Source organism: Ralstonia sp. ASV6 (assembly GCF_016429285.1).
Lineage (GTDB): Bacteria > Pseudomonadota > Gammaproteobacteria > Burkholderiales > Burkholderiaceae > Ralstonia > Ralstonia flaminis.
This window is the reverse complement of sequence record NZ_JAELUI010000046.1, coordinates 1-12,273: the sequence shown is the minus strand read 5'-3', so window position 1 is coordinate 12,273 and position 12,273 is coordinate 1. Positions and strand designations below refer to the sequence as shown.

Here is a 12,273-nt window from a genome sequence, read left to right as displayed (position 1 = left end):
GTTCAGGGTTGCCCCTGCCTCCGATTCTTGTTGCCTGGCCGTTGCATCAGATATGGATGCGCACGATCTGGCGGATCCACAGCACGCCCACGCAGGTCATCACAATGGCGGACCACATCATGTGAATGCCGGTCGGGTCCTTCCACAGCACGGACATCAAATCCGGGTTCAGTTGATAGACCATGAACGCCATGCCCGGCGGCAGCGCCGTCAGAATCCATCCACCCAGCCGACCCTCTGCCGACAGCACGCGCACCTTGTCCAGCAGTTGCAGGCGCTTGCGGATGAGCGTGCCGACGTTGTCGAGGATCTCCGCCAGGTTGCCGCCCGATTCACGCTGGATCAGGATGGCGATCACCAGGTAGCGCAGGTCGTCCACCGGCACGCGGTCGATCAACCCGGCCAGTGCATCGTTCAAGGCCACGCCGTAGTTGATCTGGCCGAATACCGTCGCCAACTCGGTGCCGATCGGCTGAGGGAGCTCATTGCCGGCCATTTCCAGCGCGCTGGGCAGCGCGTGGCCTGCACGCAGTGCGCGGCTGATCAGGTCGGTGGCCTCGGGCAATTGCGCTTCAAGCTTCATCAGCCGGCGCGTGCGCCGATGCAGCACGTAGAACAGCGGCAGCGAGGCAGCAACCACGGCAAGGACGACCGAGGCGATCCAGGGCGGGTTGACCGGCGAGAGGCCGAGGACGACCACGACCGGCGCAATCAGCGTCACGGCCAGGAACCGCGCCACCGACCAGTCCAGCCCCGATTGCAGCAACAGCAGATCCACCTGGTTGATGCGTGGCAGCCTGCCGAGCAGGGCCGCCATTTCGGGCGAGTCCGCCAGCACGCGCTGTTTGAGGATGCTCTCGTCCTGTCCGTGCCGTGCGCTGCTGAGCAAGGCCATCTTCAAGCGTTGGCTGAAGCGCTTGGCAGTCTGGCTGTGGCGGCTATCCCACCATAGATAGGTCGCCGATATGCCCAGCACGATGGCCACAAAGATCGAGAGCGTGAAGCCGATCACCATGGTGTCCATGACGGTTCTCCTTCAGACCTCGTATTGCGCCGAGGGGTCGTATAGCGATTCCGGCAGGTGAATGCCGAAGGCCTGCAGGCGTTCAGAGAACTTCGGCCGGACACCGGTCGCGCAGAAGTGGCCCTTGATGCGGCCGTCAGAATCGATGCCCTTGCGGCGGAAGGTGAAAATCTCCTGCATGTTCACGACTTCGCCTTCCATGCCGGTGATCTCCTGCACGCTCATCAGCTTGCGATGGCCGTCCGTCAGGCGCGTGACCTGCACCACCACCGTCAGTGCGGAGGTGATCTGCTGACGCATGGTTTTCGGCGGCAGTTGCAGGCCGGCCATGCTGACCATGTTCTCCAGCCGGGTGAGTGCGTCGCGCGGGGTGTTGGCGTGGATGGTGGCCAGCGACCCTTCATGCCCTGTGTTCATCGCATGCAGCATGTCGAGCGCTTCCGCACCGCGCACTTCGCCCAGGATGATCCGGTCGGGGCGCATGCGCAGAGCGTTTTTGACCAGCGAGCGCTGCGTGATCTCACCCCGGCCTTCGATGTTGGCAGGGCGGGTTTCCAGCCGGAGCACATGGTTCTGACGCAGTTGCAGTTCTGCCGCATCTTCAATGGTGACGATGCGCTCGTCGGCCGGGATGTAGCCCGAGAGAATGTTGAGCAGCGTCGTCTTGCCGCTGCCCGTGCCGCCTGAGATTAGGATGTTCAGCTTGGCCTTGACCATCGCATCGAGCAACTGCGCCATCTCCGGTGTGAGTGTGCGGAAGTTCACCAGATCCTGAATCGTGAGCGGGTTGACCGAGAAGCGCCGGATGGAGAGCAGCGGCCCGTCAATGGCCGATGGCGGAATGATCGCGTTGATGCGCGAGCCGTCCGGCAGGCGGGCATCCACCATGGGGCTGGATTCGTCGATGCGCCTGCCCACGCGTGACACCATCTTCTCGATCACGCGCATCAGGTGGGCGTCGTCGTGAAAGGTGACGTTGGTCAGCTCCAGCTTGCCGCGGCGTTCCACATACACATGCTTGTATGTATTGACCAGAATGTCGGAGATGGTCGGGTCGGCCAGCAGCGGCTCCAGTGGCCCGTAGCCGAGCATCTCGTCCTGCACGTCAGACACCAGCCGGCGGCGCTCCACCTCGTTGAGCTGGTGCTTGCCTTCATCGATGATGCGTTCGACCAACTGTGCCAGTTCGCGCTTGATCTGTTCCGGTGTGAGTTGCTGCAGGCGGCTCAGCTCCACCCGGTCGATGATGATCTGGTGCACGTCCTGCGCCGCCTGCTGGTAGGCAGCGCTGGTGTAACCGGATGAGCCGTTCGCTTGCGCGACGCGTTGTGGCAGCGCTTCGCCGGCTTGCTGAAAGAGTTGTTCTCGCAGTGACATGATGCGCTCCATGCTTGTATTGGGTTAGGCCCGCACGGGTGCCGGCACTTGATTGGCATGGCCGAACAGCTTGCGCAGCAGGCTATCGCGCTGCGGCTGCGTCGCCGGAAAAAGCTGGAACGCCATGTCCACCAGTGCGCGGGTGATCGGGGCGTTCTCGGCCAGTTGCAGCACCGGAATGCCCTGGGTGAGCGAGTCGCGCACGGGGCCCGGGTCGTAGGGCAGGGTGTGCGCGACCGCCATGCCGAAGGCGCTTTCCATGGTGTTCTGCGTGATCGGCATGCGCTTGTCGTATTGGTTGACCACCAGCCGCAGGCGCTCCGAGCGATAGCCGAGCGAGTGGCAGATCTCCATCAAGCGGCGGCCGGCCCGCAGGTACGACAGATGCAACTGCAGCACCGGGTAGATCACGTTGCTGTGGTCCAGCACCACAATGGAGGCCGGGTTGATGTCCTGACCCACGTCAAAGACCACTACGTCGTACATCGATGCAGCCAGCGTCAGGATGTGTTCCAGGTGCGTCGCCTTGATCTCGCCGGCCTTGATCGGGTCGCCGGCGCCAGCCAGCACGTCAAAGTCGGCGCTGACGTGCGTGACGCACGTGTCGAGCAGTGCGGCGTCCAGCCGGTCGATCTGGTTACACACGTTGGCCAGTGTGGCGGGCGGCGTCTGGTCGGTCACCACGAAGGCGGCGTCGCCGTATTGCTGGCAGAGATCGACCAGCAGCACGTGCTTGCCGTGGCGAGCGCTCAGCACATGCGCAAAGTTGGCCGCCGTGAAGGTGGTGCCGCTGCCGCCCTTGCACGAGAGAAACGACAGCACCTGGCCATCATTGCGCGTGCTCGAGAGTGCATGGCTGGTGCAGCGCTGCAACTCTTCGCGAAACTCGTTTGCCTCGGGTGGCCATGGCAGCACGCACTGCACGCCGGCGCGCATGGCGCGCATCAGCAGGTCGGCTGAAGGGGCTTGCGTCAGCAGCATGCACAGCGTGTCGGGGCGGTCGGCTGTCAGGCGGCGCAGTTGTTGAATGTCATCGGCGCTAAAGGCGGCGGCTTCCAGGATCAGCAGGTCGGCGCCTTGCCCGAGCCCGGGCTGGCCGAGCACCTCAGCCGGGGCAGCGCACGTCCGTTGCACGGCGTGGTTGGAGGCTTGTGCGATCAGCCCTGCCAGGTACTGCAGGTGAGACTCATCGGCGGATACGACAGCGATCTTGGCCATGACCTTGCTCCTGTGAGCGTCTGGTGGCGCGCCGCGCGCGTGGCGAGTGCGATGCGGCGGCGCGCCGTTCCGGTTACCGACTTTGGGAGTCCAGGCTGCTGCCGCTGCCCACGCCCACCGCGAAGGCGCTCACGTCGGCCTGCGGTTTGGTGAACTGGGTGTTGTAGCGGTCCATGGCAGCCGTGGCCGCACGCCCATCCACACCCATCACCGGATCGGTGTTGGACCCCGCATCGGGGTTCAGCGTCTGCATGGCACGCAGGGTGCGTACGGCTTCACCAAAGTGCTGGTCGTAGACCGGGGTGGAAGTCATGCAGCCTGCCTGCGTGAGGGCGGTGAGGGCGATTGCGCCGCAGAGTCCCGCTCGCGTCAGCTTTGCAGTGATGTTCATGATCGTCTCCTTGCAGAATCAGTGCGTTCGGGTCAGTCATGGAAGGGCTGTTCGCCCATCGACACAAAGCGGCGCGTGTCGGGTGCTGGTGCGGCTGCCGTGGGTGCTGCTGGTGTGTCGCTGTCGGCAGGTGCGGGTGGCGCCGCGACGGCTGCGGGGGCCTGTGCTTCTTTTGCGGCAGGTGCGGCGGGTGTTGCTGGTGCAGCAGGTGCGGCTGCGGTGGGGGCTGGCGTTTGAACGGGTACAGGGGTGGCCGCGGCGTCCATTACTTGCGGGGCCTTGGGTGCCGGCAGGGCTGAAGTGGGCGCGGCGGTGGCGGCCGGTGCCTTGGCGGGCGCTGCCGGGTGGCCTTCCATGTTGCCGTTCATCAGGATCTCGCCGGTGTTGGTCGAGCCAAAGCTGTCGGTCGGCAGCGGATAGTTGGCCGGCAACGGCTTGACCAGGTGCGGCGTGACAACGAACACCAGCTCGGTCTGGTCGCGCTGGAAGCTGGTGCTGCGTGCCAGGGCGCCGATCACCGGCAGCTCGCCCACACCCGGGATCGCATTCAGGCTGCCCGTGATGTTGTTCTTGATCAGCCCGCCGATAGCGAAGCTCTGGCCGTCATGCACCTGCAGCGTGGTCGACGCGCGTCGCGTGGTGATGAGCGGCAGGATCGACGTGTTGTTGCTGTTGGGTGCCGTTACGGCCACGCCCGTTGGCGAGAGCTCCGACACTTCCGGCGAGACCTTCAGGTTGATGCGGCCGTTCTCCATCACGGTGGGCGTGAAACGCAGGCCCACGCCGAAGGTTTCTTCCTGCAGGATCACCGTGGCGACGCCGCCCACCGGAGAACCCTGTGCCACCGGTATGAACACCTTGCCGCCTGCGAGGAAGCTGGCTTCCTGGCCGCTGATGGCCATCAGACTTGGTTCGGCCAGCACCTTGACCAGGCCATCGCCCTTTTGCGCGTCGAGCGAGAACTTGAGCGGCAGGTGGTTGTTCTTGCTGAAGTTGACGATGTCGTTCGACCCCGACAGGAAGTTGGCGAGCGCACCCACCGTCCAGCTGCCGAACGCACCGTTGACGTTGAGCGCCGAGCCCATCTGGTCGATCAGGGTCTTGGAGACTTCCGCCACCTTCACTTCCAGCATGACCTGCTGCGGCGCTTCTACCGCCATCATGTTGATGATGCGCGGGCTGCGCAGCGGTCCGCCGTTCTGGCCGCCGGCATTCATCTGTCCGGCGGTCTGCTGTCCGGCGGCGCCCTGGTCGTCACGCACGGGGCTGCGGGCCTGGCGCGTGACAAACGCGTTGGCGATGTCCACGATCTTTTGCGCCTGCACGGAGTCGCTGACTGTGCCACCCAGTACGATGCTGTCGGCAGCGGCAGAGACCTCGACATTCTTGGCACCCGGTACCAGGCGACGGAGCGCGGCTTGCAGACCGGCCGGGTCTGCCCCAACCGACACATCAATCACCGTGCATGAACCGCTGCGGCCTTGCACGATCATGTTGGTGGAGCCGACATCCAGCCCCAGCACATAGAGCGTTTGCGGTGACACCAGCATGGCCTGCACGATGCGCGGGTTGCCCACCGTGCGATTGCGCACCGGTTCAGGCAACTGCACCATCGTCGACTTGCCGATCGGCACCGTCACCTCGCTGTGTTCACGCATGGCCCCGGTGCAGTTGGGGCCCCTGGCGGCCGACTCGCGGTTGGCTTCTGCCGTGGCCGGGCTGCCGATGGTGACCTGGATCGGACCACTGGCCGACATGTGCATCGGCTTGGTGGGCGCGGCTGCGTTGTTGTTCAGGATGGCGGACTCGACGCCCACTTGCGCGTGCGCCGTGCCTACCCAGATCTCCCCCAGCATGGCCACTGCCACGGCAGTCGCCTTCATGTACGTTCCCATGCAGCGTGCCTCGCCGCGATGCTTGATGAGTCGGTTCATGTTGATCCCCCAGATTGGTTGTTCTGCGTGACAAGGCCCGTTGTCAGATGCTTGTGACCGTGCCGGGGCTCTCTTCCTGGAGCCTTTGGTCTGTTCTTCCTTTTCTTGCGTTTGTTTTGTTCGTCCCGTGTGTTGCGTTGGTGCGCAGCTTGGCCGCTCAGAAGCACTCGCTGCCGTGGTCCACACCGGCGAGCACGCCGACGCAGTTGCCCGGTGCGCGCGGTGCTGCTGCCACGCGATGCACCACCTGCACCGTACGGACCACCGGCACCGCCACCGCTGCCGTGATGGCCGGTTCCTTGAGCAGCGTGCTCTTGGTGGCGCCATTGGTATCAGCGGGTTGCGGGTCGATCTGGTTGCGCAGCACCAGAGAAAGCGTGCCCACGCTGCGTGCGAGGTCGAGCTTCTCGGCTTGCTCAGGCGTGACTTCCAGTGTGACGGCGTTGACGACCTTGGGTTTGGTGTCGTCGCGGTTCACCTCTTGCGCGACGGCCAGCACCAGGATCTTCTCCAGCACGATCTTCGAGATGGATTGGTCCGAGCGATCAGCCCCAGTTGCCTTGCCGTCCTTGGAGTCCTGCATGGTGTTGACGATGATGTCGACGTAGCTGCCCGGCAGTGCAAAGCCGGCCACGCCCACCACATCGTTCACCCGCACGGTGATGGCGCGCTTGCCGTCGGCAATCACGGCCGACAGGCCGCCCGCGGTGCCTTGCGGTGTCAGCTTGGATTCGAGCACCGGTTCACCGCGCGTCAGGCTGGTACGAACCACGCGGCCGCTGAGCGCTTGCACGTCAGTGACGGCGCCCGGCGGCAGACTGGACGTTGGCCAGTCCACCACCTTGACGAAGTCCGGCGACAGGCGCTGGCCCAGATCGATATCGGCTGCGGCCACCGCCACCTTGGTGATGCCGTTGCTGCTTTGCTGCGTGAGCCAGCGCGAGGCGAAGATCACCGCCGCCAAGCCGGCGATCGTGGCGATCAGCAGCATGGAAAGGATGCGAAGGTTTTTCATTTCCCAACCCCACTCAGTTGTTCATCAATCCCACCGCCACCGGGTGCAAAGGCACGTAGCGGGTATGCAGGGCCGGCCAAGGCGCCGGTCGGCCAGGAGACGAGAGGGGGAGGGCGGTGGATGCCAGTCCGGACGCGGACCACACGCGTGGCGATGCGGCGCCGCGCAGACCCTGGCTTGCCCGATGGTGCGACTGCATTGGCGCATTTCACTTCTCCCCGGTGCGAGCCTTTACTTGCGAGGCCCTTCACTGCATGGCGTATCTGGCGCGTGCCTGATGGTGTTCTTCCCTTCAGACCTGAAGCGGCGACACCGTGTGCTGTCTTGCAGCGCTTCGGCACGCGCCAGTGTTCCCCCTCGGCTTACAACACGCCCCACTTCACCAGCAGCGTCCCGGCGGCAAACGCCACCGCGTACGGCAACTGGATCGTTCCACTGCGCTTGCCGCCCGTTTCCGGTGAAGGCACCGCCTTGCCACCAAACGGCAGCGACAGCAGCAGCGTTGAAACCCCTGCAAACGAGCGTTGCGCGTCACGGCGCAGCAACACCATGGCGAGCGCGAGTACACCGCCCGCCAGAAAACTCACGAAGGCAACGTGAAAGGCGCCGAACGGCCCCATGAAGGCGCCGATCGCGCCCATCAGCTTCACGTCGCCGGCACCCATGCCACCCAGCAGGTAGATGCCGATACACAGTCCCATGCCCACGGCGGCACCACCCAGCCAGGCGAGTGCGCCCGCGGTGAGACCTTGCGTGAGACATTGCGCGAGGAGCGCTGCCACCAGGCCCGAAGCCACCAGCCAGTTCGGGATGCGGCGCGAGCGCACGTCGCTCGCTGCGGCAATCACGATGAGCACGATCAGGCTGAGGTTTGCCAAGGCACTCAGGCTTGTCATGGTGGTCATCTCAGGTTCCTCACGGGTGTTTGTTCTGGCTGTGCCACGCGGCATCGGGAGTGCCGCGGGCCAGCGTATGTCTGACCGGATCAGGTCCGGTGCTGCCGGACCCGATCTGGGCGGACTCGCACTGCTCAGCCGGCGGCCGTCGACAGCTGGGTAGCGATCGAATTCCAGATGGCGCCGACCGCGGTCTTGACGGTGGTCCCGTAGGTGACCATCACCAGTGCCACAAAGGCCAGCAGCAGTGCGTATTCCACGCCGGCCGCACCGTCTTCTTCGCGCACGAAACGCTTGATCATGGCTTTCATGTCAATCTCCTCACGTCATGGTTCAAGGATTGCGCTCCGCTGAAGTTCGGGCGCTGCGTTCTGGCCAGACAAGCCGGCCAAGGCCAAACCAGGGGTTCCGGGAATCGCGTGCGCACAACCGGTGCCATACCGATACAAGACCGGCATGTTCCAGAGCACGAACTGACAAGAGGCTCCCCCGACTTCACCAGTTCTCAGGGATTGCACCGGCATGGCTGCCGGTGCGCTCTCGCCCGAACATCGCCGCATAGCAGCGTCTGCCCATTGGGCGCCGTGGGCCGGTCCATGCTTCCTCCAGGAACCGGCTCACGCCTGAAAGTGCAACAACTTCTGTTCATCGCAGGCGCTCCCGGCCACTTGGCTGGTCCCCGCGATCGGCTGGCATCTCTGTGCCAGCGCGTCTACAACTTCCCCGTACCGTTTTCTGTTCTGTTTGCTGCGCCGCTCATGTGTGGCAAGCGCTGTTTGCTACCGGGTCCGTAGCGCGACTGCGTCTGCTGCCCGGACTTTGAATCTCAACCACCCGAACCACCTCCCGACGAGCCCCATCAACCGAACCCGCCAGGTGCCATCAACACTGATGCCGCGTTGCTCCAAAAATCACCCACGCTGCCTTCGACGCTTGCCATGACACCCACCAGCACAATGGCCACCATGACCAGCAGCAGCGCGTATTCCACGCTGGAGGCACCGGCTGGTCGGTGTTTGCTGTGTTTGTTGATGGTTTTCATGGCCCACCCCCTCAGGTGATTCGCCTGTTTCGTCCTGTCTTTCCAGAACAGTGCTTGGCTATGTCGGCGCGAGCATAAGAGCGACGACCGTGCCATTGCTGCTAAGTCCTTGATTTTCCTGGGCTGGGCAGGAATCCCCGCATCCAGCCCAGGCAGTTGGCCTGCGCATGTATCCCGCGCGTTACGGACACTTTGTGCCGCACACGACCTAGCAAACGATCACGCACACGCGGTTTGCGCAAAATCCAAACGTAAAAGTGACGTGCACGTGTTGTGCATCGCAAAAAGACAGGGGTAACCCCGAAGCCGTGCCAGCGGCGGCCGTTCGTGCATTACTGAAACAAGGGGGACCTTGCCGAGACAAGATGCAACGCGCCGCAATCACCTAGCGCGGTGTGAGCGCGACGCGACTTGCGGCACGTCTTGCAGGAAGAGAGGAGCGCTTGATCGGAGAGGTGGCCTACAGCGGAACCACTGCCTGATCCCGACACCCGATGCCTTGGCCTCGGCACCGTCGTACGGAAGGATTAGGCAGGCGACCGACAGCGTGGGCGCGGGCAGGGGCGTCAAAACCGTTTCAGTTTTGAAACGCGACCCCCAAAGTGCGAGGAAAACGCGAGAAAAGCGACATCCGAATGGACATCGCTGCCACCGCAAATGAGAACCGCTACAGCACCAGCGGACGGTCGCTCAGCTCATTGGCACGTGGGGTGCCATCAGCGGGGGCGTGGGCGGCGAGGATGTCGTTGATCTGCGCCAGCGCTTCCAGCACCGGCGCCATCGTCACGCGCTGAGCAAAGCCGCGCGTAATGGTCTCGCAGGCCGTGCGCCAGGCATGTGCATCGACCTTGGCGGCGATACCGTGGTCGGCCAGGATTTCAACTGCGTGGTCGGCCAGGTTGATGTAGAGCAGCACGCCCACGTGCTCGCGCGTGTTCCACACCTCCAGCAGGCCGAACAGCGTGCGTGCGCGGTGGCGTGGCGTGACGCCTGCCCACGCATCGCGCACCGGCAGCGAGCTTTCGATGACGACGCGCACTTCGCCGCGATGGCGTTGTTCGCCTTCACGCACAGCGGCTTCCAGCTTTTGCAGATCGGCCGGAGGAAAGGCGCGCTTGGCGTGCGACGAGGTGGTCAGCAGGTGGGTGAGGGCACGGCGTGCGCCGCGATGGTGTCGGGTTTGAGATGCCATGGTCGTGATTGCGCTCACCAGTTGCCGGAGGCGCCGCCGCCACCGAAATCGCCACCGCCGCCTCCACCGAAGCCGCCGCCGGAATCGCCGCCACCGAAACCACCGCCGCCGCGTCCCCAGCCGCCGCCCAAGCCGCCACCGATGCCACCACCAAGCCCGCCGATGGTGCCCGGGCCCCAGCCACGGTTGCCCATCACCACGCGCGTGCCGGGCCGGCCGCCGGGCAGGCTGCCTGTGACGCGCCCGCCCGAACGCATGGCCGCGCTCAGCACAAAGAACACGATGATTGCCAGCGGAAACAGCACCGGTAGCCAATCGCCGATGCCGCCGTCGGCCTGCTGACGCTTTGCGCGCTCGGCCGGCGGCAGGGTCTCTTGCGCAACGATGGTCTGGATAGCGGAAATGCCTGCCGACAGCCCGCCGTAAAAATCGCCCTGGCGGAAGTGCGGTGCCATCACATCCTGCAGGACGCGCTTCGATTGCGCGTCGGTCAGCACCCCCTCCAGCCCGCGTCCCACCTCAATGCGCATCTTGCGCAGTGATGCCGGGTTGTCCTTGGCGATGAGGATGATGGCGCCATCATCCACGCCCTTGCGGCCAGCCTTCCAGGCATCCGCCACGCGAATGCCGTAAGCCTCGATGGGTTCAGGCGCCGTAGAAGGCACCATCAGCACGAAAATCTGGCTGCCGCGCTGTTGCTCGTAGTCGGCCAGCACCTGTTCGAGCGCGCTGCGCTGTTGGGCAGACAGCGTGCCCGTCAGGTCGGTCACGCGCGCGGCCAGCGGCGGCACGGCCACCTCGTCACTCTGCGCGCGCGCAGGCAGTGCGGTAGCCAGCCAGAGGGCCGCTGTCAGCAGGAAGGCGAAGAAAACACGCGCGCGCATCGACATCATCGTCAGCTCGTCAGAACTTCACCGCTGGGGCGGTGGAGATACCTTTCTCGTTCTCGACCGTAAAGTTCGGCTTGACCTGATAGCCCATCACCTTGGCCGTCAGGTTGGTCGGGAAGCTACGGGCCAGCACGTTGTAGTCCTGCACCGACTTGATGTAGCGCTGGCGCGCCACGGTGATGCGGTTCTCGGTGCCTTCCAACTGCGATTGCAGATCGCGGAACGACTGATCGGCCTTGAGCTGCGGATAGTTTTCCGACACCGCCATCAAGCGCGACAACGCGCTGGAAAGCTGCCCCTGCAATTCCTGGAATTTCTGGAACGCCGCCGGATCGTTGAGCACCTCGGGCGTGATCTGGAAGCTGGTGGCAGCGGCGCGTGCCTTGGTCACGGCTTCGAGCGTGTCCTTCTCGTGCGTGGCGTAGCCCTTGACCGTGTTGACCAGATTCGGGATCAGATCAGCACGGCGCTGGTATTGGTTGACGACCTCGGCCCAGGCGGCCTTGGTAGCTTCGTCCTTGGACTGAAAATCGTTGTAGCCGCAGGCGGACAGGAACGGCGCGGCCAGCAAGGCCAGCGACAGCGCCAACCAGCGCAACACCGAAAAACGCGTCGAACGAACAGACAGGGCAGCGGTCATGAGTACCTCGTGATCAGACAGTCAGACAAACAATGTGGCATGAGACCGACATCGTCTCATGGCGTTCCAGCGAACTCTAGCCTATGCGCTTGACGCCCCGGTCACACACCAGTACGGTATGGGGACTTTTTTGACAATTTCCATGCGCGCGATTTCCTTTGCTTCGTCGATTTGCATCGCACCGGCCTTCAGCCAGTCGGTCGCGTCGACGCGTGCGCACGCAAAAAAAGCCTCCAAACAGCCGCTCGTCTGACCGGAGCGCTGTTCCGTCAGATGGGCGACGGAACAGCGGCTGACCGATACGCTAGACACGGTTGACCTCTTACCCGCATCTCGCGGGCCCTGCATTCCCGATGCTCTCCTGATGGTTCTTGATCGGTCGTTGATTCGTCCAGGAGTGTTGTCGTGCTTGAAAACCCATCTACCCATCTTTCCCCCAGCGCGCGTCCGTCGTATGCAGGCATCTGGGTGCCCATCGTCACGCCGTTTGCCAATGATGTGACGCGCTCGGTCGACTACGGTGCGCTGTATACATTAGTGGCGCGATATCGCGCGCAGGGTGTTGCTGGTTTTGTGGCCTGCGGCAGTACGGGTGAGGCTGCCGCGCTCTCCGATCAAGAGCAGGCCGACGTGCTCGATACGGTACGCGCCGCT

General features: G+C 64.1%; 13 protein-coding genes. 1 reads left to right on the top strand and 12 read right to left on the bottom strand.

What is annotated here, in order from left to right:
- Nucleotides 1-46 precede the first annotated feature (46 nt).
- The 12 genes from JHD73_RS11385 to JHD73_RS11330 form a co-directional block, all read right to left on the bottom strand.
- Entirely contained in the window at nucleotides 47-1,024 is a 978-nt protein-coding gene (locus JHD73_RS11385; protein WP_199030390.1) for a type II secretion system F family protein, read from the bottom strand.
- Between the two features lie 12 nt (nucleotides 1,025-1,036).
- Nucleotides 1,037-2,401: a CpaF family protein gene (locus tag JHD73_RS11380; RefSeq protein WP_199030389.1), complete on the bottom strand. Its 1,365-nt coding sequence runs from the start codon at nucleotides 2,399-2,401 to the stop codon at nucleotides 1,037-1,039.
- A 24-nt stretch (nucleotides 2,402-2,425) separates the two neighbouring features.
- Nucleotides 2,426-3,619 carry a CpaE family protein gene (locus JHD73_RS11375; RefSeq protein WP_199030388.1) on the bottom strand — a complete coding sequence of 398 codons (1,194 nt, stop codon included), beginning with the start codon at nucleotides 3,617-3,619 and terminating at the stop codon, nucleotides 2,426-2,428.
- 73 nt (nucleotides 3,620-3,692) lie between these two features.
- Complete coding sequence (locus JHD73_RS11370; protein WP_199030387.1) at nucleotides 3,693-4,010, bottom strand: hypothetical protein; 318 nt, start codon at nucleotides 4,008-4,010, stop codon at nucleotides 3,693-3,695.
- 32 nt (nucleotides 4,011-4,042) lie between these two features.
- Nucleotides 4,043-5,944 (bottom strand): type II and III secretion system protein family protein, encoded by a 1,902-nt coding sequence (locus JHD73_RS11365; RefSeq protein WP_199030386.1) that lies wholly within the window; start codon nucleotides 5,942-5,944, stop codon nucleotides 4,043-4,045.
- Between the two features lie 157 nt (nucleotides 5,945-6,101).
- Nucleotides 6,102-6,959 (bottom strand): Flp pilus assembly protein CpaB, encoded by an 858-nt coding sequence (cpaB, locus tag JHD73_RS11360; protein ID WP_199030385.1) that lies wholly within the window; start codon nucleotides 6,957-6,959, stop codon nucleotides 6,102-6,104.
- A 362-nt stretch (nucleotides 6,960-7,321) separates the two neighbouring features.
- Nucleotides 7,322-7,855: a prepilin peptidase gene (locus JHD73_RS11355; protein ID WP_199030406.1), complete on the bottom strand. Its 534-nt coding sequence runs from the start codon at nucleotides 7,853-7,855 to the stop codon at nucleotides 7,322-7,324.
- 134 nt (nucleotides 7,856-7,989) lie between these two features.
- Nucleotides 7,990-8,166, bottom strand: a complete 177-nt coding sequence (locus tag JHD73_RS11350; protein WP_199030384.1) for a Flp family type IVb pilin — start codon at nucleotides 8,164-8,166, stop codon at nucleotides 7,990-7,992.
- A gap of 548 nt (nucleotides 8,167-8,714) precedes the next feature.
- Complete coding sequence (locus JHD73_RS11345) at nucleotides 8,715-8,897, bottom strand: Flp family type IVb pilin (protein ID WP_199030383.1); 183 nt, start codon at nucleotides 8,895-8,897, stop codon at nucleotides 8,715-8,717.
- Nucleotides 8,898-9,564: 667 nt separating this feature from the next.
- Nucleotides 9,565-10,089, bottom strand: coding sequence for a TPM domain-containing protein (locus JHD73_RS11340; protein ID WP_199030382.1), 525 nt, complete (start codon nucleotides 10,087-10,089; stop codon nucleotides 9,565-9,567).
- Nucleotides 10,090-10,103: 14 nt separating this feature from the next.
- Complete coding sequence (locus JHD73_RS11335) at nucleotides 10,104-10,979, bottom strand: YgcG family protein (protein WP_199030405.1); 876 nt, start codon at nucleotides 10,977-10,979, stop codon at nucleotides 10,104-10,106.
- Nucleotides 10,980-10,992: 13 nt separating this feature from the next.
- A complete protein-coding gene (locus JHD73_RS11330) occupies nucleotides 10,993-11,619 on the bottom strand; it encodes a LemA family protein (protein ID WP_199030381.1) in 627 nt (208 codons plus the stop codon).
- A gap of 405 nt (nucleotides 11,620-12,024) precedes the next feature.
- Between JHD73_RS11330 and JHD73_RS11325 the strand changes: the two genes are divergently transcribed.
- The coding region (locus JHD73_RS11325) for a dihydrodipicolinate synthase family protein (RefSeq protein WP_199030380.1) at nucleotides 12,025-12,273 on the top strand (249 nt) is incomplete at its 3' end.